Annotated in this window: 15 protein-coding genes; 8 read left to right on the top strand and 7 right to left on the bottom strand. The window is 54.4% G+C overall.

Annotation, left to right across the window (positions count from 1 at the left end; genetic code table 11):
- Window positions 1–109: 109 nt before the first annotated feature.
- The gene (locus KF752_14305) at window positions 110–1375 is read left to right on the top strand and encodes an LL-diaminopimelate aminotransferase (GenBank protein ID MBX3422723.1); all 1266 of its coding nucleotides are present in this window, start codon (window positions 110–112) and stop codon (window positions 1373–1375) included.
- 110 nt (window positions 1376–1485) lie between these two features.
- Window positions 1486–1965, top strand: a complete 480-nt coding sequence (gene bcp / locus KF752_14300) for a thioredoxin-dependent thiol peroxidase (protein ID MBX3422722.1) — start codon at window positions 1486–1488, stop codon at window positions 1963–1965.
- 178 nt (window positions 1966–2143) lie between these two features.
- Here the strand turns inward: bcp and KF752_14295 are convergent, their stop codons facing one another.
- The 6 genes from KF752_14295 to KF752_14270 form a co-directional block, all read right to left on the bottom strand.
- Window positions 2144–3223 carry a mannose-1-phosphate guanylyltransferase gene (locus KF752_14295; GenBank protein MBX3422721.1) on the bottom strand — a complete coding sequence of 360 codons (1080 nt, stop codon included), beginning with the start codon at window positions 3221–3223 and terminating at the stop codon, window positions 2144–2146.
- Window positions 3224–3539: 316 nt separating this feature from the next.
- The gene (locus tag KF752_14290; protein ID MBX3422720.1) at window positions 3540–5861 is read right to left on the bottom strand and encodes an MMPL family transporter; all 2322 of its coding nucleotides are present in this window, start codon (window positions 5859–5861) and stop codon (window positions 3540–3542) included.
- A complete protein-coding gene (locus KF752_14285; GenBank protein ID MBX3422719.1) occupies window positions 5845–7902 on the bottom strand; it encodes a redoxin domain-containing protein in 2058 nt (685 codons plus the stop codon). The genes KF752_14290 and KF752_14285 overlap by 17 nt, the downstream gene beginning before the upstream one ends.
- Window positions 7903–8132: 230 nt before the next feature.
- On the bottom strand, window positions 8133–8948 hold the full coding sequence (locus KF752_14280; GenBank protein MBX3422718.1) for a biotin--[acetyl-CoA-carboxylase] ligase: 816 nt from the start codon (window positions 8946–8948) through the stop codon (window positions 8133–8135).
- A 92-nt stretch (window positions 8949–9040) separates the two neighbouring features.
- Entirely contained in the window at window positions 9041–9856 is an 816-nt protein-coding gene (locus KF752_14275; protein ID MBX3422717.1) for a hypothetical protein, read from the bottom strand.
- A gap of 211 nt (window positions 9857–10067) precedes the next feature.
- Window positions 10068–10676 (bottom strand): adenylyltransferase/cytidyltransferase family protein, encoded by a 609-nt coding sequence (locus KF752_14270; GenBank protein ID MBX3422716.1) that lies wholly within the window; start codon window positions 10674–10676, stop codon window positions 10068–10070.
- Between the two features lie 94 nt (window positions 10677–10770).
- On the opposite strand from KF752_14270, the gene KF752_14265 reads away from it, so the two are divergent.
- From KF752_14265 to KF752_14245, 5 genes are all read left to right on the top strand, one after another.
- Window positions 10771–12303, top strand: a complete 1533-nt coding sequence (locus tag KF752_14265) for an AAA family ATPase (GenBank protein MBX3422715.1) — start codon at window positions 10771–10773, stop codon at window positions 12301–12303.
- Window positions 12304–12556: 253 nt separating this feature from the next.
- On the top strand, window positions 12557–13699 hold the full coding sequence (locus KF752_14260) for an ACP S-malonyltransferase (GenBank protein ID MBX3422714.1): 1143 nt from the start codon (window positions 12557–12559) through the stop codon (window positions 13697–13699).
- 225 nt (window positions 13700–13924) lie between these two features.
- Window positions 13925–16216 carry a hypothetical protein gene (locus tag KF752_14255; protein MBX3422713.1) on the top strand — a complete coding sequence of 764 codons (2292 nt, stop codon included), beginning with the start codon at window positions 13925–13927 and terminating at the stop codon, window positions 16214–16216.
- Complete coding sequence (locus KF752_14250) at window positions 16213–18267, top strand: hypothetical protein (protein ID MBX3422712.1); 2055 nt, start codon at window positions 16213–16215, stop codon at window positions 18265–18267. The genes KF752_14255 and KF752_14250 overlap by 4 nt, the downstream gene beginning before the upstream one ends.
- Before the next feature lies 1 nt (window position 18268).
- Complete coding sequence (locus KF752_14245; GenBank protein ID MBX3422711.1) at window positions 18269–18979, top strand: aminodeoxychorismate/anthranilate synthase component II; 711 nt, start codon at window positions 18269–18271, stop codon at window positions 18977–18979.
- A gap of 312 nt (window positions 18980–19291) precedes the next feature.
- Here the strand turns inward: KF752_14245 and KF752_14240 are convergent, their stop codons facing one another.
- Window positions 19292–19531, bottom strand: coding sequence for a hypothetical protein (locus tag KF752_14240; GenBank protein ID MBX3422710.1), 240 nt, complete (start codon window positions 19529–19531; stop codon window positions 19292–19294).
- A 419-nt stretch (window positions 19532–19950) separates the two neighbouring features.
- Between KF752_14240 and KF752_14235 the strand changes: the two genes are divergently transcribed.
- Window positions 19951–20805 (top strand): M28 family peptidase, encoded by an 855-nt coding sequence (locus KF752_14235; GenBank protein ID MBX3422709.1) that lies wholly within the window; start codon window positions 19951–19953, stop codon window positions 20803–20805.
- The last annotated feature ends 298 nt before the right edge of the window (window positions 20806–21103 follow it).

The raw sequence follows: 21103 nt of genomic DNA, 5'->3' as shown, positions 1-21103 counted from the left end.
TGCACACATGGACGGGCACACAGACGGGTTGCCGATTTTGGCTGGATCAGTAAGCTGAGCTACCAATACACTTCCACCTTCCGACCCTGGCATTCTTTGACAGTCAACTATGGCAACTCAAGTTACCTCTGGTGAACCGCAACTGGCGGCAGACCCGTACTTTCAGTCTTTATTTGCTGCGCGGATTGGCGGCGCTAGCTATGGCAAGGGTACCGAAATCTACAAGTTTGAGAAGATCAAGCGTGCCAAACGCAAGGCATTGGCAGATTTCCCTGATCGCCAGTTGATCGACTTTGGCATCGGCGAAAATGATTCTATGGCAGATGCATTGGTTCGTGACGAGTTGGCCCGGCAAGTACATTTGCCTAGCAATCGGGGCTATGCAGATAACGGCATCGCCGCATACAAGGAAGCTGTCTCGCGATTTATGGAGCGAAGATTTGGAGTGCAACTTGACCCGGCCAGCGAAGTCAATCATTGCATCGGCAGCAAGACAGCATTGTCTATGCTGCCGGCTTGCCTGATTGACCCAGGTGATATCACACTGATGACTGTGCCTGGATATCCGGTTGCAGGGACACACACCAAGTACTACGGCGGCTCGGTTCATTCCTTGCCACTACACGCCGAGAACGATTTCTTTCCCGATTTCGATGCAATCAGCGACGAAACGTGGCGGCGTGTCAAGCTGCTGGTGATTAACTACCCCAATAGCCCCACTGGTAAGACCGCTACAGTTGAGTTCTACCAGCGAGTTATCCAATTGGCGCTACAACACCAATTCGTCGTCGTGCAGGACGCAGCTCATATTATGTTGAGCTACGACGGGCCAGCGCTTAGCTTTCTGTCGGTGCCGGGTGCCAAGGAGGTCGGCGTCGAGGTGCATTCGATGAGCAAGGGATTTGACATGATCGGCTGGCGAATAGGCTGGGTCTGTGGCCATCCACGATTGGTCAGTGCACTGGCCGACGTCAAGGATAATTGCGACAGCGGTCAGTTCATGGCCATTCAGCATGCTGCAGCGACCGCCCTGGACAACGACCAGATCGCTGACCGGGTGCGCGAGAAGTACCGTCGCAGACTGACTAAGCTGGTGCGGACCTTGCGCGACTGCGGATTCGATTGTCAGATGCCAGGCGGCACTTACTTCTTGTACACGCGAGCCCCGCGCGCCGCTGCCAACGTGGAGTTTGAAACCGCCGAGCAAGTCAGTCAGCACTTGATTACGCAACAGTCGATGGTGACCGTACCTTGGAACGAAGCCGGACAGTTTCTGCGCTTTTCGGTTACTTACGAGGCCGCTGACGAAGCGGCAGAAGACGCGCTCATGGCTGAAACCGCTCGGCGACTGAAATCGCTGCAACTGCAGTTTTAAGTAGCAGGGATAGGGGGACAATCACGCGCGGCGTTGTCCCCACGGTGATACCAGGCCAGGGTACGACACACCGCCCACGCGTTTTTATGAGGAAGGTACGAGCAGCACCGATGTCAGAGTGGATTGAATGTGGTAGGCCAGCGCCTGCGTTTACGCTAAAGGATGATCGCGGACAGGCAGTCAAGCTGAGCGATTTCAAAGGCCATTGGGTCGTGCTGTACTTTTATCCGCGAGATATGACTCCGGGCTGTACGCGCCAGGCATGTGCTTTCCGGGATTCATCTGCGCAACTTATGGAGATGGGAGCCGTGGTGCTAGGTGTCAGCACCGATGACCAGGCGAGCCACGCCAAATTTCGCGACAAGTACCAGTTGAATTTTCCGCTGCTGGTGGATGCGGAGCATCACGTAGCTGAGCTGTATGGAGCATGGCGTGAAAAGAACTTGTACGGCAAAAAGTCGCTGGGGATCCAGCGCAGTACGTACTTGATAGCTGCGGATGGCAAAGTGGCTCGACTCTGGAAACGTGTGCAGGTCGACGGCCACGACGCTCAGGTCTTGACAGCTCTCAGAGAACTGCAGGCCACCTGACGGTTGGTCTGGAACTTCGCTCGCAGTTCAGGTCAGACTTCTGGTGGCCGACGGCCCGAGGCTACATGGTTATTGTTGAACGACCCTTTTTGCATTCGACGCGCTGTAGATAATCCACAACAGTTTGCCGCAGCCCCGTCTGTTGCATCCGCCAGCTTGCACACTTGGCGTGATGAGCCTAGAGGAATTCGTCCCAATTTCGCGATTGCAATTGCTTGACGACTTCACGCACGCGCTCCTCTTGTTCCTTGGGCGCGACTAGAGTTGCATTTTCGGTATGCACCACGATCATGTCTTGCATGCCGATGGTTACCAACAAATGCTCTTGGCTGCCGTAGACAATCATCCGTTGCGATTGTATCGGCAAGTATTTACCGCGAACGCAATTACCTTGCTCATCGGGGGTTGTTAGCCGACCGATCGACTGCCAGCTACCAACATCGTCCCAGCGAAACGACGCTTCGATCACCGACACATCGGAATAGCGCTCCATGACGGCATAGTCGATGGACTGGGCGGAGATTTGGTCAAACTCGCGTTGTAGTGTGACGTTGAATCCTGGAGTCCCGACTGCCGCTGAAATGGCATCAATATGCCGCATCATCTCAGGCTCGAATCGCCGCAGTGCGGTCAGAATCGTGTCGGCACGCCACATAAAGATACCGCTATTCCAGTAGTAGTTGCCAGACTGCAAGTATTGCTCAGCCGTCTGGCGATTGGGCTTCTCACGAAACGAGGCCACGCGATAGGCACCGTGCACTTCGGGAGCCCCCATCGGCTCGCCACGCTGCACGTAACCGAACGATTCTGCCGCATAGGTTGGGCGAATACCAAAGGTCACAATGCGTTCGGGCGATTGATCGATCAGCTTGACGCCACTACGCATACAGTCGTGGAATTGCGCAGAAGAACTTATCACGTGGTCAGCCGGCAAGACCAACATGACCGCCATCGGATCGGCGCGCACGATCATTGAGGCGGCTAGTGCAATGCAGGCGGCCGTGTCTCGCTTGGACGGCTCTCCGATAATATGCTCGGGGGGCACTTCCGGCAATTGCCGCCTCACAGCCGTGACAAGTTGCTTATTCGTCATCACCAGCGTATGTTCGGCAGATACCAGTCCCGATAGTCGCTCGTAGGTTGACTGCAGCATCGTGGTGTCACCGACCAGTTTCAGCAACTGCTTTGGATTGTCGGTGCGACTAGCAGGCCAGAAGCGACTGCCGGTTCCTCCGGCCATGATAACTGCGTGGAGCACTGTAAATTCTTCCTGTGGTTATGGACCATCCATCCAGCAACTGAGCGCGGCCGTCGCTCGAGTATAACGACCGTAATCGTACCAAGTCTGATCTGATTATCCAATGATTGCTACTGTTATCGAACAGCTCACTGGCTTCGCATTGGTCTGAACCGCTACTATTTACGGCAATCGCTCAGTAGCGCTACCTCGGAGTTTGGGGCTGGATCTCAGGCTAAGGCAGGTCAAGTTCCCTTGATTCCGATTTGCGAGGGTTCCTTGGCCCGTATCGCCTTGAGCTCATCCTGCTCGGCAGGTAAGTTCGCGGCTGAAAATCTTAGGATACTTTTCCTTTGTCGAACTGTATCAGCAACGCAGGTAGCAGGAAGAGATCAGCCAACAGGGCAGTTGTCAGTGAGCATACCCCTAAGACGGCAAAGGTCTTAATATCGGGCGTGGGGCTGGTCATGACTGAACCAAAGCCTGCGATCAAGACAATGGAAGTCATGATTAATCCAGTGCCCACTCCATGAAAGGCTCGCTCAATTTGCTCTTCGCGGGTGCCCGCTCCATGCTGCTCTTCACTGTATCGTGACAAGAAATGAATGGTGTCGTCGACGGCAATCCCCAGGCAAATGGTAAAGGCACACACCGACACCATTTCCAATGGCTGGCCAATGATGACCAAATACGTTGCGGAGGCTGCTATGGGCAATGTATTGGGGAGAATCGAAATCACTCCCAGCCGCAGGGACTTGAAAGCCACGGCCAAGACGATGGTGATGATGATCAGCGCAGTGCCCAAACTAAACACCAGATCAAGCACAACTCGATACAAATCTCGCCATTTCCAAATCGGCCCACCCGTCATCGTCAGTCTGTAAGCGGGGTGCTGGGCCATCAATGTTTTCAGTGCGGCATCGATCCGCTCGAATACAGGCTTGTAAGTAGCGGTCCCCAAGTCTTTGACGCGGAACATCACGGCTGCCTCTTGTTCTTCGGTATTAAATACAGCCCGCTTCAAAGGCGGCGGCAGCAGTTCCACCATCGACATTTTTTCGATAGCCGAGTCCTCACCCGGCAAGGCGTCGATCAAACGTGTCAGCGACATCGGGTGACCGATCAGTGGTTCGCCACTTAAAATCTGATCTACCTGCTGGACCAACTGGGCTACCTGCTCCGGCGATTGCTGTGGATCATTCCAAGCGATTTCGACGCGGCAGACGTCTAATCCACCCATCGACTGATCCAGATGCGCTAACGTCATTTGCGCAGGACTGTTCTTGGGCATCAAATTGGACGTACGATCATCGGGGCGAAGTGTCAGTGCAGCACCAGTCAGTACCATCAGCAACGCAATGGAAGCTGTGCTGACAGTCTTGGGATACTTCAGAAAACTGCGCACGCCACCGGTGAATAGATTCAAATTCTGTTCGATGATTCCACGATCTGCACCGCGGTTCAGTCGCGATCCCCAGCGCGTGTGGCAAGCCAGTGGAATCACGATCATTACGGATATCCACGTAAAGCAGACCCCCATCACGCAAGCTAATCCGAAATCGCGGACAACTTCGTGATGCGAGAGCACCAAAGAGCCCATGCCGATGGCAGTGGTTAGCGAAGTCAGGAAGCAAGCCAGACCAACTGCGGCCAGGGCGTGTCGGCAAGCTTCAATCGGTTGCTCGCCAAGCTGCAACCTTTTGCGGACATACACCATCATGTGAACGCTATCGGTAAAGCCGACTAAACTCACCAGCACAGGCACGATTACCGGGCTGAAGGGATTGTCCTCTAGTCCAAAATATCGCAAAAAACCCAAGGTCCAAATGACACCCAACATAGGCGCCAGGCCAACCACCAACACGACCGACAAGCCACGGAACAGAATTACTGACATGACGAAGATAATGCCGTAGGCGATCATCTGGTATTTGAATTCGTTGCCACGCCGCTCGGACATCAACATCAACCGAATGGGCACGGGGCCCGTGACCGAAAATTGCATGTTGACCGAGGGATGAGTCGCAAGGGCCGCCTTGGCCACCTCGATAATCTTGGTAGTGCAATCAGCTTCTTCGTGGACAAATAACCAATCAAAAGAGATCATCATCAGCGCTGTCTGGGCATCGGGCGACAGATACTGACCTACGATCAAAGGGTGCTTGACCGCCTTTTGTTGAGAGATAGCAAATCGTTGCTCGGAGGCCTGTCCACGAGGGACCACCGGCTCAGCCAGTCCGAAGATATTCAGGGGAGGCGCATTATCCATCCACGATACGGAAGCAACACTATCCAGTGCCTCCAGTCGATCGACGAGATCTCGCAGCACTTGCGCACCTTCATAGGTGAAGAACTGCTTGGACTGAATCACCAGCAGCGTGTCGGCGCGGCCAAACGCCGAGCCGCCGGAACGAGCGCGACTTCGACTGGGCCTGCGGCCCCAGCCATCATCCTGGTCTTGGTTGTCTTCCGACGTGAACCAGGACTCAGTCGATCCCGTCAGCTTCCGGTAAACTGCATCCGGCCAGTCGGGGTAGTTGAAGCCAGCCCAAGACAATAGGCTCAAGAGGAAGATCAGCACCACTCCCAGCCTGGGGTAGTCGATGAATTTCGCAAAAAATCGGGCAGTCCTCGAACGGTAGTTATCGACTTCGGTCACGGCTTTCTCTGAACGCTTGAATGAGTTCCTCTCGGGTAAGTCGCTGATCGTAATCGCGGTCTACGCTCCAGAAAGCATAATCACCAAAGATGGTGGGCACTTCAGATCGGGTCAGCGCGCCATCTCCATTCCGGTCATGCTTGGCCATGAACTCTTCGGCAAATGCCGTGGCCAATTGCAGTTCCTCTGCTGATTGTTCCGAAGTCGACGCGGACACGACATTTGATGCAGTTGATTCATTCTGGGTGTTGACGCGAAATTCTCGCACGACACTGGCAAAGCGCACTAGGTCCATGGAAACCGCCACATCCAAGTAGGCTAACGTCATCTCCTCCCAGGTCTGATCTCCCCACATCACAAATTCGTCCGGATTGGGATTAAACGGATTGTCTTTGGAATTATCGAAGGTCGCTGTGATCGAAATGTCATCGATTTCATTCAGCGGGATAGGCTGGTTGTATTCATAGGTGTGCTGCCAATTAAAGTCGTAATGCGGCACTTTCAAAATTGTCTGAGTTACAGCACCCTGCTTGGTAAAAACTTCAAAAGCTTTGCCGCGCAGGTGCATGTGTGGAGAAATCGACAGCAACTCACCATGCTTTGGTAGTCGCTGGGCGCTTGCCACCACGGTATGATTTGGCGCGTGAGGTGGAATTTCAAAATCCTGATCAATGGCAACCAGGGTATAAACCTGGTGTGTCACTTGGCTGGCATCCATAAAGTTCAAACCGATTTTGGTTATATCCAGTTGTTCAGTGCCGCTGGGCGTGTAATGCATCTGAAACACAAGCTTGGATCCGGCCGCAATTTTACGCGCGTATCCCGGCGGATAAATCACTGGCACTTGACCGGGAACATACGCATTCAACCAACCTATTCCCACGAAGTCGCCACCGTCGGGAGGCCTTACAAATACAATGGCATGGTGTACAACCGAGGATGCGCCAGGAATGATTTGCGATGCGCTGACCCATTTATCCTCTGTAAAGCCAGGATCCACCACAAAGTACTGATAGTCGATCGTCTTATCTGCGGGAACTCGATAGGGTCGATTGCGCATTTCAAACACCATTTCAGGAGGCTGGGGTAGTCTCCAGCCGTCGGTATATTTCGGCTTGGCAGGCAATTCCGAAGTATCGCCATACGCCATTCCCTCGTCGATCCATCGGCGAACGATCGGCAGGACGTCGGCAGGCAAGTGTCGCTCGTTTCTGAACGAACCGTACTCTGGGCTAGCGTGCCAGGGTGGCATACGCTTCTGCTCCATGACCTCAACCAACATTTCGCCCCAGCCCAGCAAGTCGTCGTAGTCCGAGATATCAAACGGACCTATCTCGCCGCTGCGATGACATTCATAACAGTGTTGGTACAGCAGCGGCGCAACATCCTTAGTGAACGTGACTGTCGGCTGCTGGCTAGGTTGCTTGGGATAGGTAATCAAACAGCCAACCGGCTTCGTTTCGACGATCGCCACCGGCAGCCCAGCAGTCAGGCTATCGAGGGCATCTCGCAGGTCATGTGATTCAGCGACCGATCGCGCGACACCTGGTGAGTATTGATCGTCAATGCGTCCGCGATATTGGACTTTGCCCTGAGCGTCCACGACTACGACCTCGGCGGTGCGAGTCGCGGAAAATCGCTTAGCGACTTGTTGGCCTGGGTCTTTCAGCATCGCAAACCGAACGCCAACCTCGCGCTGGTACTTGGCAAGTTCTGCCTTCGAGTCCTGAGGATTACTGTTAATGCCAATAAACTGCACCCCGCGATCTTGGAATCGATCTGCCAGTGATTGCAGTTTGGCGCCGTACTGACGTGCCACTGGACATTCGACTCCCAAGAAGGTGAAGACGTAATACTTGGCTTGCGAATCCAACGTAAACGGCTCATCCAACGCCGACTCCGTCGGTAGCAAACCAGCGATCTCTTCACGAAAGCCCGCAGCGCTGACCACAGCCCCCAGCCACAACAGGATAACGCTACCCAACAACGCTCTCTTGCAACTGCTGACTTCCATCCAAATCGAACTCGTTTGCTCTGACATTGCCGTTAAATCCTGAGTTTACTGAGGTAGTTGTGCTGATGGACTCTTCTTATCTACTGCCAGCCCAACTATCGAATGCAGCTATATTAACGCTAGCCACCGCTAAATTCCAGGTGTTTCTGAGCGCCTCTTCACCGCAGGACGGCTATTTTCGCAGGTCGTCGCAACACGTCATCGCGATTCCCAGCAGGCAACAGGCTACATTCGTCTGCCGTCGCGCGATCTTGGGTTTACATCTCAATAATCTCGCCGACGCTAATCGGCGTCACTCCACCCTGCTCTGAGCGAATCAGCAACTGACCATCTAGGCCAACTCCAAGACAGCGGCCCGCTAGTATCTGCGGAGTTGGGGATACTTTGACTGGCTGGCCTGACAAATTGCCTCTGACTTTGACTAGTCGACCTGTCAGCAAACAACGCTCAGCCCATGGCTCGTACCAATGCAACTCACCCGTACCCCAGCCGTCCAACCATCGCGTTAGGTTGTGGATGAACGCCGACAACACTTTAGATGGCTCAACGCGGCTACCACATTGGCTGGAAAGGCAAGTCGCCCGATGTCGTAGTTCTTCAGGTGCAGTCGCCCAATCGACACAGACGTTGATGCCGATTCCGATCAGGAACGCGACTTGATTATCTGGCGACGAAACCGACTCGATTAAAATCCCCCCCGCTTTGCGGTTGGCGAGATACAAATCGTTCGGCCATTTTAACTGCACTGTTAAGCCTGGACAAACCTTCTCCATCGCCTCAGCAACTACAACGCCACACAGCAGCGCCAGTTGCCCCCAGCAATCGCGACGCGCAGGCAATAGTGAAGCCGGAATGGCCAACGTGAACATCAGGCACCCCGGTGGAGACCACCACGTGTGGTCGGATCGACCTCGTCCGCGCTCTTGACTGTCGGCGACGAACAGTGCCGGCATTTGTTGCGGCTGCTCGTTCACGAAGTGCCGTGCGAGGCTATTGGTCGAGTCAACCCGCTGATGCCACTGAGCCACCCGAAGCCAGTTCTGACCCAGCAGCTCGACTAGAGTTGATTTCATTAGGCGCACGCTCTACCGACAGGTTGCTGGCTAGTCCGCCACGAACTAGCCACACTTGACGATTATAGTGCTGTACGATGTGTGCAGTAGCCTTAATTGGATGATGCGGAGTCTTGTCCGCTCCTTTGCACAGCAGGCAGCCGTGGTGCAGGCATGGACTGCTCCATGGCCCGCATGATCGCTGTTTGATATGCTCCAGACGAGCCCGGCGCGTCGCGATCGGTGACATAGATCGGCGGCAGATTGCCGACGGGCAGCATTTCTGATATCGCCAATTGAGTCGACTCAATGCGCTGGGCTGTCTGCTTTTCGTCTGCTCCATGCAGAACGTAGATCACGCGGCGATCTACCGGATTGTCGTTTAGAATCGAGCGGATGTGATTCTTGCCGGCTTCGGTCAAACAGTGATTGTTTGGATCAAACAGCGCATTGCCAACGGTATTCCGCAGTTTCCAACCGTTTTCTCGCTGGATGTCGAAATAGGAGCAGACGGAGTTAACGTCCTGTGCTCGAAAGGGATAGGGCCAGCGCACGTTTCGGTAATACATGGTCCAAAATGCTGACGGCTGCTGGCCACAGCCGTGGCCGCAGCCCATCTCAGAGCCACACGATGGTTGCTGGTAAGGTTGTTGGTAAGGTTGTTGGTAAGGTTGTTGGTAAGGTTGTTGGTAAGGTTGTTGGTAAGGTTGTTGGTAGCCGTGAGCCTGTTCCGTGGTTGCATAACTGACTTGCCTGGCCGGGACTGTGCCGACACTAGCCCGGCCACTAGTCATGTGGCTGGGTGCATCAAAGTTTGGTACCGAGTAGGCCGGAGCAATTTGTACTTGGGCTGCGACCTGACATTGTGCCATGGCAACCAGAGCCAACCATGAACCAGCGGCAATACAAACAAATTGATAGCGATACATAGTCCAGGCTCCGCAGTCAGCTAGCAAAATTACAGAGAGCGCCGGGGCGACGCACATGTCATCTTTCCATCGAACCAGCCTAGCGTGCTTCTTTGGTATTCCTGTCGTGGACGGAAGACTCCTATACAGCTCGCCCAACCTGCCGTCACCGGGAGCAATGCCAGCTTACGCGATCGCGAAGACAGTTAGAAATAGGTGCCGTACGCCAACCCTAGTGGGGCTCATGCAATGCCTGCCATTGGCCAGCCAGGACCGGATAGATAGAGCTTTCCAGCCATGACTCAAGCCACAGGGCAACAGGTTGCGGAAGTTGATCTGCAATATCTCGCATAGCTGAATCCATTCGAGCGACACCAGCTGCTGACCGTGAAAAAAATGCTGAAAAAAGTAGATCGCGAATGCGTTGGCCGCTGTAGTCGCCGTGGCGCTCGACCGGCTGGATATCCCACTTGGCAAACTCTGGATGTGATGTCAGCTCAGCATTTTCAAACGTATGTTGGAGCCGTACTTTACCACAGTTTTCAGGCAACAAGTTTCGAGCTGCGCGGCGCACGCTGGCGGCTAGTGCCCTGGCCCAACGCTCAGAATTGTTGTAGTCGCACAAGGGAGCTATGCACAAGCGATCACGGCCTGGCCGGCGGATACTGTGGCAGATCATCTCTGACCGCTGTTGCCAGTTAAACGGATTCCTGGGCGATGGAGGTTGAAACGCCGAACCGAGGATGATTAACACGACATCTGCATCGGCCAAAGCACATTCAATCATGGCCTGATGCCCCAAATGCAGGGGCTGAAATCGGCCAACAATTACGGTTAACATAGTTTGCCGGCTCGAATTCATCAGTCGGGTCGTTCATTTACGGGTCGCCGTACGGTGGTGTTCATCATACCATGGCAGCAGAGCGAGTATTCCTATGAACAGCGGCGAAACATTGTTACCACATGGCAGTGATCTCGTCCAACAACTCTTAGACCCAATCGCGTATCGCCATCACGCCCCGACGGTCCAGTTGTGCGAGACTCACATTTCTTGGGTGTTTCTGGCCGGCGATTACGCGTACAAAGTCAAGAAACCGCTCAACTTTGGGTTCGCAGATTTTACCACACTTGCAAAGCGATTGCATTATTGCCAAGAAGAAGTGCGTCGCAATAAGCGCTATAGCCATGATTTATATCTGGATGTCGTCCCCATCGTCATTGATAACGATCACTTGGTCGTAGGCGGCACGGGAACGGCGGTTGAATACGCTGTGCGCATGTGGCGTTTCGAGCAATCCCAGTTGGCCGGCAACTTGGTGGCCGCAAACGAATTGAGTCCGCTTGAGTTCTCCGAGCTGGCAACTCAAGTAGCCCAGTTTCATCGAATTGCTGCGACTGCCCAGCAGCCTGAGCTGGGCATTCAGTCACAGATTCGTCGCTTTGCTTTGGACAATATCGGACAGCTGCAAACCCAATTATTACCCGGTCGACGTTCGCAACTGGACAGCATCGACAGTTGGACACGCCAGAAGTGCCAGCAGCTTTCAGAGATTTGGCGGCAGCGCAAGGCACTGGGGCACATACGCGAGTGCCATGGGGATTTGCATTTGGGAAATCTAATTCGATGGCAAGGTCGATTGATGCCTTTCGATTGCATCGAATTCAATCCAGAGCTGTACTGGATTGATGTCATGAATGAGATCGCATTCCTGATCATGGACCTGTGCGATCACCGGCGCAGTGATCTAGGCTGGCGGTTTTTGGATGGTTACCTGGAAAGCTCAGGCGATTATTCTGGTCTGTCTGTCCTGCCTTTTTATCTGGTGTATCGGGCCATGGTTCGAGCCAAAGTGTGTCAGTTGCGATGGCTGCAGAAGGACGTCGCGTCTGAGCAGCGCGAACGGCTGATTGATGACGAACTGCATTATCTGGAAATGGCCTGGCGATTTACGCATCCGCCAAATCGTACGCTGACGATAACTCACGGCGTCTCCGGCAGCGGAAAAACCTACGGAACGCAAAGATTGGTCGAACAGTGTGGCTACATTCGCATTCGCTCGGATGTCGAGCGTAAGCGATTGTTTGGCCTTCTGCCAACCGAGCGCCCGTCCGCGGGTCAGTCGGAGCAAATGTATTCATCTCAGGGGAGCCTGGAAACCTACCAAAAGCTGGAACAATTGGCCGAGCAAGTGCTCGTGGCCGGATTCCCGGTAGTTATTGATGCTACGTTTTTGAGATTCGATCAGCGTCAAAGGTTTCATCAACTGGCCGCTCGTCTGGCCGTACCTTACCGCATTTGCCCATTTACGTCTGATGTTGGTGAACTCAAACGCCGAATAGCAGAGCGCAACTCAAAAGGCAATGATGCCTCTGATGCAGACCAGAATGTGCTGGCAGCGCAATTGCAGGCCAACGAGCCGCTGACGGTATCGGAGCGCCAGTTCGTGGTCGATCTCGCTCAATTTTAGCTTGGATATTCTGGCTCGAGCTCGTTTTTTCAAGGCCATAGAATTCTGCCCCCCCAAACCAGCATCCACTGGGATAGCCCGGATGCGGAGTTGTGCCGATTTTAGCTGAATCTTTGGTTTTGTGCGCAAAATTACGCTGACTAGCCTCGTCGGTCAGCTTGACGATTCTGTCGTGTGAGTGCATCCTCTGGGGCATCAAATCGCCTGGCCGCACGGCTTAGCTGAATACGACAAAAGGGAATTGGAAACGGGAATGGATCGACCGATTGATGCCGCTGAGCTGAAGCACCGCCTGCCACAGTCCGCATTGTCGTTTCGCGGCTACAACCAAACCAACTTGGGACGTAGCGCAGAGCTGCTCGCACATCCACGATATGGCGACATCGTGGCTCAGTATCTTCGCGAAGCCCAACAGGTCTGTAAGGAGTTCGCAGGTCGCGACGTCGATTTGATCGAACGGGTGCGCAAGAACCAGGAAACGACTCTCCATGACTACTCGGAAGCCATTTCCATCATCCTGGCAATGGAGCAAGCGCAACTGCACTTGTTGAAGGAGTTTTTCGATATCGACTATACGCGCGCCAAAGTCAGCCTAGGGTTTAGTTTGGGCGAAGTGGGGGCGATTGTCGCTGGGGGTCTGATGAGCCTCAGAGACGCCCTGTCGGTTCCGATGGCCTTGTCAGAGGATTGCATTGCGCTAGCCGAAGGGGTCAAGCTGGCAGTATTGTTTTCCCGCGAAAAGAAGGTGGATACCGACCAGGTGCATCGGCTGTGTATGGAAATCACTGCTGAAGGAAACGGCACTCTGTCAATATCCACGTATCTGGCTCCCAATTCGTTGTTATTGATGGGGCAGGGCGATACGATCGACCGCTTTCGAGAACTCATGAAGCGGACCTTGCCGCAAACGTACCTCCGCGCCAATCAAGGTGCTTGGCCTCCGCTGCACACACCCATCATGTGGCAACGAGCCATCCCCAATCGTTCGGCGGTCATGATGCAGACCATCGACGTCAAGTATGAAAAGCCCGTGCCCCCCATCCTATCGCTGGTTACCGGCAAGGTCAGCTATGACAAACTGAACGCTCGCGACCTGATGCACAAGTGGATCGACCATCCGCAGCGGCTATGGGACGCCATGTACGAAGCCTTGTTGATGGGCATAGAAACCTTTATCCATGTCGGCCCCGAACCCAACATCATACCGGCTACGTTCACGCGCTTGCGGGACAACGTGGAAGCTCAATCCAAGGCCAACATCAGCATTCGGGCGCTCTCCCTGGCCGCCCAGCGCCGTTGGCTGCAGGTCATGTTGCCTCAGCGCACCGCGCTGCTGCGTGCCACGATGATCCTGCAAGTCAATCTCGAAGACTGGCTACTACAGCAGAGGTTTTAAGGCGTGAGGCAGGTGTCTCGCCCATGCAGCGGGTGTGAACACGCTCAATTGAGAACTTTGCGCAGTCTTACTCGCCACCCACTCTTTTCGCTTGCCCACGGATATCGGAAGATATCCGTGTTAACCAGCTAGAGGGCTGATAACACAGACTCGGGATATCCCTGCCCAGTGGACTTAGCCGGAAACTGCTAAGCGAGCCAATTGGAATCTGTTAAGTGGTACGCAATGACCTCAGAGAGTGACAGTTCAGCCAGCGCGTTCATTGGCACACGACCTCTACCAGCAGCCATTCAGAGCAGGCTGGCTGAGACTCGGGGCCTGCTGCGTACCTATTTGTGTTGGCAATGGCTGCTGATGGTGGTGATGTGGCTGCTGCTGGTCTTCTGGATCGGGGCAGCCATCGACTACTTGCCCGTACGCGTGGGCGCCAGCGAATCGCCAACTGCGGTCCGCATTGCCCTGCTGGGTCTGATGGTGGCGGGCGCTGTATGGCTATCCGCACGCTGGTTGTTGCCGCGTTGGTTGACGCGCGTCGATGATGCGTCGCTAGCGCTGCTGGTCGAACGCCAACATCCCGAGCTGAACAATACGCTGATCACGGCCGTCCAGTTGAGCCACCGGGAGGTCCGGGAGATCAATCCCCAAGCTCACGCGGAAATGTTGCACCGGGCTGTGGGGCTAGCCGAGCGGTCGATTCGCCATGTCCAGCCAGACCAACTGTTCAATTGGCGTCCGATCCGCAGACTGAGAGCGGTGGTCGGATTGAGCATGTTGCTGACGCTTCTGGCCACGGTTTTTTCGTGGGAGTGGATGAGTCTGTGGGGTTCGCGATTGTTTGCACTTTCTGACCAGCCGTGGCCCCGCTCGGCAGTGCTGCGAGTCGATTGGCTGCAGTTGCCGATTCCAAGTTTTACTGGGCAATTGAGTGCTCAACAGTCCAAAATAGTTTTTGATAACCAGGTGGCCCGCATTCCCTCTGGGGCCTCTCCGCTGCTGCAAGTATCCGCAGACGCCAACGCCCCGCGCATTCCGGAGGTATGCACGCTGTATTATCGCGGCGCGGATAGTACTCGTGGTCGCGCCAACATGCGACGTATCGGCGTGCCCATCGAAGGCTGGCAGCATTTCACCTTGGACGGACCTCCTCTGGATGGCTTGTCCCATAGCCTGTCGATTGATGTGGTTGGCCTGGATACCCGATTGCGCAATTTGCAGCTGGAAGTCGTCGATCGGACGGTTGTTACCGAGATGTTCCTGGAGTGCGTCTATCCCGGCTACTTGATGGATTCGTTGAGCCTGCGAGCCCCACGAGAAACGTTATTGTATCGAGCGGGGCTGAAGCTGCCCGAAGGTACAGATTGCACGCTGATCGGTCACTGCAATGCGCGGCTTGGGCAAGTTCAATACGCGCTGCGACAATCAGAGTCGATCGATGCGCTCGAGTCACCGGAAATAATGACTGCATCCTCGAATGATCACAGCTTTCGCATTTCGCTTGGTCCGGTACGCCAGAATCTACAGATGGAACTCCTGTTGCAGGATCACTATGGTTTGTATGCCGAACAGATTATGCGCTATACGATCGCCGTCCTGTCGGACACCAAGCCCGATGTGCAATCGCGGCTGGAAGGCATTGGACTGGCGATTACACCCCAGGCGGTGCTGCCGGTTCGTGGGCAAGTCACTGACGATCACGGAGTCGCTCAGGTCAGCGCTGAGCTTTCGGTCGATGAAACGCTGCTGGAGCCAGTACCGTTGCGGTTAGAAGCTGACCAATTAGCTGGAGAGGTAGATTTTCAAGCTTTGGCCCAACAGGGGACGTTGCGGCTACAGCCGGGATCAACCGTTGGCTTGTGTGTGCAGGCCACCGATTACTACAACTTGGACGATCTACCTCACGCTGGACGCGGCCAGCCCCAACAGTTGGCCGTGGTGACACCTGATCAATTGCTTGTGATCCTGGACCGCCAGGAATTAGAACTGCGTCAGCGACTGGAGCAGATCATCGATGAATTGCAGCAACTGCAGCAGGCCCTAAGCGGCCTGTCCGAAGCGACCGATTCGCAGCCTGTCGCCACGCTCAGGGCCCAACAATCTCAATTGCAGTCCGACAAATCCCGGCAAGAACTGGCAGGAATTGCCAGTCGCACACAGAATGTCCGCCTACAATTGAGGAATAATCGAATTGATAGCTTGGACCGGCAGCAGCGACTATTGGAGAAGGTTGAGCAACCGCTCGGTCAATTGCTGGCCGACCAGTACAGTCAACTAGATCGTGCCATGATCGAACTGCAGTCGGCGGTGGCGGCTGATCGCGGCCAGCCGGTAGCTGTGGCGGCACTGACCTGGCTGGAAAAAATATTGATAGCGCTGGAAGAGATCAAATCCAGTATGCTGGACTTGGAGTCGTTTAACGAGATCATTGACTTGGTTCGCGGGCTGTTGGACGAACAAGAGCGACTACTGAAGGAAACGGAAGAGACGCAAAAGGCGCGTATTTTGGATTTATTCAAATGAGAACCAGCATCTGCTTCCGCCGACAATCGTTCACTGCACGGCTCACAGGCTTGCTGACTTGGTCAGATCGAGTTTTTTTTTCTCTGGCGAAGGTCTTGAATCACAACCCGCGTCTGACCGTGCGTAGGCTGATTGGCTGTCTGTCGTTTTTCATATTAACGTTTATTGCCGTCGCGTTTGCCGGTGCGCAACCGACGGAATCGGACGGCAGCGATTCGCTGGCGACTGGACAGCAGCAAGTCGCCACACAATTGTCGCGGCTGGAAACGCTGCTGTTACGCTCGGCGGACATCGAGGCCCTGGATAATCCGACTCGGGCCGCTTTATTGCAGCAGGCAGCAGGCCTCAGCAAGCAGGCGCAGTTGGCTGACTTGCTGGAACGAGCTGCGCGACATCTGTCGGACAATCGGCTGAGCGAAGCCATCGACCAGCAAAAATCTGGGCGCGATGCACTGAAACGACTACTTGAGATGTTGCAGAGCGAAAACCGCGAACAGCGGGTGCGTCAACAGCGAGATCAGGTGCGGCGGTGGATCGAGGAGACCGATCGCCTGTTGCGGATGCAATCGTCTTTGCGCGGCCGAACAGAAGGCGGCCAGTCTGCACAACAAGCGGCTCTGGACCAAGCTCAATTGGCCAACAAAGCTCAGCAGATCGCTGGTGAGTTGGACAGCTCGACTGCCGAATCCGCAGATTCTGGGAAGGACGCATCTGATCAACAAGTTCCGCCCTCTACCGACGGCAGCGATCGTTCATCTTCCCAAGATTTACAGCAACCAACTGATGCCAAGCCTCAGGACGGTTCGACCGAGCCATCCTCCACTGAACAGCCACCTGAAAGCCAATCGGCAAGTGAGCCAGCGGCAGAGCAGCAATCGTCAGATCAGCCAATGGCACCAGACAAACAAGCTTCTTCGAATAAGCCTTCTGAAAGGGACCAAGCCTCCTCCGAACAGCCAGCAAATGCGTCGTCCGATCAACCGTCTGATAAACCATCCGACGGTCAGCCGGCAGCGGATCAGCAGCCTTCGCCGGATGATTCTCAATCCACGGCACCACCCGCTGCTACCCCAAATGCGTCGCCGCCATCGCAAGCTCAACCCACCCCATCGCAGCCTTCATCGCCTTCAGAGCCATCGCCTTCTGAGCCATCTGAAGGCCAACAATCCAGTGGTTCTCCGTCGGGTGACTCAAGTCCACCTGAGCCGCAGACACCTGCCGAGCGTGCTGCCAAGCGCATCCAGCAGGCCAGACAACGAATGCAGGAAGCTCAGCAGCAACTACAGGATGCGCAGCGCGAACAGGCAGTGGAAAAACAACTCCAGGCGGAACAGCAGTTGAAAGAAGCCTTGGAGGACCTGGAAGAGATTCTCAATCAACTGCGCGAAGAGGAGATTCGTCGATCTCTTGAAACGTTGGAGAGCCGCCTGCGGAGGATGCTGGAGCTGCACACGAACGTTGTTTCGGAGACGCAGCGCTTGCATGACGTAGCGGGCGATCAGCCTGACCGTCAGATACTGACTCGGGCTGCAACCCTGGGACGCGAAGAGCAAAAAGTAGCCGCAGAAGGCGAACGAGCATTATTGTTGCTCAGAGAAGAGGGATCGAGCGCAGCGTTTCCCGAGGCTCTGGTGCAGGTTAACCAGGATATCACTGGAATAATTCTACGCTTGGAGACCGGCGATGTAGGCCGCATCACTTTAGTGATGCAAAATGACGTTTTACAAGCGCTTCAGGAGATGGTTGAAGCCATTGCCAAGGTTAAACAAGACAACCAACAGCGCGAAAAGCAGCGACAACAGTCGATGCCGGGGCAAGAGCAGGAACCGGGTGCTCAGCCGTTGGTGGATAAATTGGCTGAGTTGCGGTTGATCCGCACGTTACAGCTGAGAATCAATACGCGCACCGCAGCGCTGTCAAACATGCTAAAGGATCCCACAGATCCCATCGGCCAGGTCGAAGCAGAAGATTTGCTGGCGCAGTTGCGTCAGTTGGGAGGTCGGCAGGTAAGCGTCGAACAGGTGACCCGCAACATCATGCGCGGCGATTAGAATGATTCTGCTGATCGACAACTACGACAGCTTCATCTACAACTTGGCTCGCTATTTGGTGCGACTGGGCGCGACCGTCTCTGTATTGCGCAACGACGCGCCGGACTTGATATCGGCGGCCGAGCAATCGCAGGCCATTGTGATTTCACCGGGACCTTGTGGCCCCGATCAGGCGGGGCAGTGCTTGGGAATCGTCCAACGCTACAGTGGCTTACGTCCGATCCTCGGAGTCTGCCTCGGCCACCAAATCATCGTTCAAGCCATGGGTGGAAAAATAATCCGCGCGGCCTACCCCATACACGGGCGGGCACTACCGATTGAATTTGACGACAGCCCGCTGTTTAGCGGTTTTCCAGCAGTCGCCAACATGGCTCGCTATCACTCTTTGGTTGCGTCTCCAGACCAGTTCCCGGCAAGTCTATCGATCATTGCTCGGAGTCGCGCAGAAGAGATTAGTCCTGCACAGCAGAGTTTACAGGTTCATTCTGTGCACGTTGGCCGGATGAGTCAGGAGATTTCTCGACAACCGCAGTTTTTCCCTGAGATCATGGCGGTACAACACCGCCAGCACCCAACCTTTGGAGTCCAATTTCACCCAGAGTCAGTTCTTTCTCCGCTTGGCTACCAACTGCTGGCTAATTTTCTAGTGCAATGTGGCTCGCCGCGTGCCACCCAGTTGCCTACACCTGACTATGCTGCCGATCTGCGGTAAGGCTCAGAATTCGCTCTTTCCGATGGCTGGGTTTGGCAAGTAGAAGCTTATGTGCGGGACAGCGGATTTCCGTGATCAATGGCATTTAGGCTAGCTCACGATTCAGATAGCGGGATAACGTCCACCGTCACCGGGCAGTGGGCGAAAAGCTGTCCAACAGGAGAAATCGCCAAGCTGTATGTAAGCGCTGGGATTGTCGCTGCCCATGGGCAACTTTCGGCACCCAGACGCCTTCCCATCCAAGTTGCTAGGATCGCGCCAGTGCAAAGCTGATTTCGGTAGACAGACGGCTCACGCCCACGAGAGCCTAGCCTAAGGAGCGGCAACGATCGAAAGGACACCCTCCTCGCTGATGGTGCGAGACAATTCCTCAAACGCCAGCTCATCGGTTTCAAACTCCTCATCCCAGACAGTGGAGGTACCGCCTGAGTCGACAACCTCAAGAATCCACTTGCTTGTGCCGCCACGATAGATGTCGATCTGAAGAGTATGCCCCTCAACCTTGAGCGTCTGGCAAAGTGGCGACATGATCAATTCAGGCTCGTTACTCATTATGCATCTCCTTCTGACGCACAGGTCTGATATCACTACGTTCAGGATTACAGGTACTCTCGGACCAACACAGTCACTGTCATCCAGCGATTTTAGCAAAACGGAGCAAGCAAAGGTTCCGTTTTGCGAATTTAATCGGCTCCTAGTCACCGCCTAGCTCTCGGACTCAGGCTGGCAGCAACAGTTCTTTGCCAGCTGCTCTAGCTTTACGGGGCTAAAGGTGCCACAGGCTTGTGCTAGTCTCGGATCAAACATGCTGCGTCGCTACCAGCAGCGTTGAGGGTTTATTAGGATGTGGGATATTTCGTTCGGATTTTCGGCAAATGCAAGTTTGTGAAAAACCGAAGCCGTCAAGATTGTGAGGGCGATTGCGGTCGCTAATGCGCGGCCGACTCCTTGAACATGGAAAACACTGTCCGATGCATGCCAACAGCGAATCGCTCTACCGTCATGTCGAGTTCCTGACTTCTCTTCGGCCTTTCCGGAATTTTCAAAACCTAGACTCGCTGGAGAAGGTCTGCTGTTACCTGAAGGCTGAGTTTGGTGCCTACGGCCTGGAGACGGTCGAACAGCCGTTTTTGGTGAACGGAATTGAGTACAAGAACATCATCGCTTCCTACAGGCCAGAGAAGCAGAGGCGAATGATCACAGGTGCCCATTATGATGTCTGTGGTGATCAACCGGGGGCAGACGATAACGCAAGTGCCGTCGCCGGATTACTCGAATCAGCCCGGATGGTGGCTGAAGCCCAGCCGGATATTGACTACCGGATTGACTTTGTTGCCTTCTGCTTGGAAGAACCGCCGTTTTACTCTACCAACCAGATGGGCTCCTACATACATGCCAGGTCGGTCAGCGAAATTAAGTCCGACCTAATCGGCTTGATCAATTTCGAAATGATTGGCTACTTTCACGATGGCGAACAGCCTTATCCAGTCCCAGGATTGAGAGAGCTATATCCCGAAAAGGCGAACTTCATCGCGGTGGTCGGCAAACGGGCCTATCATGACTTTAACCAAATGGTCTATCAACTCATGAAGACCGACGCCGGTATAGATATCCAGATGATTGATCTGCCAATGATCGAAAGTCTGGCCGGCATGTCCGATCAGAGAAGCTACTGGGAATTCGACATCCCGGCGCTGATGATCAACGACACGTCGTTTATTCGAAATCCAAACTATCACCAGATGAGCGACGATATTGACACGCTGGATTTCGAGCGCATGGCGGAAGTTGTTGCTTGTGCCTATCGGGCCATAACGGGCTTCTGATCTAAGTTGACCGCCCGATATCTTGTTAGGCGTTCCGGCTAGACGAGCGATTAGTAAGCGGATGTCAATTCACGTTGCAAACACATGGAATGATGACGCTAGATGGTGGATAGTGCTTTGAATCTCACGCAATACTTTAGCTTACATTCTGTGACGAACCTGAATGGAGATCTAAAGATTAGTGGCGATGCAAATGGTCGGCTGCTTATCAATCGCATGGCCAGGTGGGCCGAGTTCAAGCAGGAAATGACAAGGTCGCGCATGGCAGACGCCAAAACAGCACTTAATGCTCCTGGTC

The organism is Pirellulaceae bacterium, assembly GCA_019636385.1.
GTDB lineage: Bacteria > Planctomycetota > Planctomycetia > Pirellulales > Pirellulaceae > Aureliella.
This window is presented reverse-complemented; position numbering and strand designations above follow the sequence as displayed.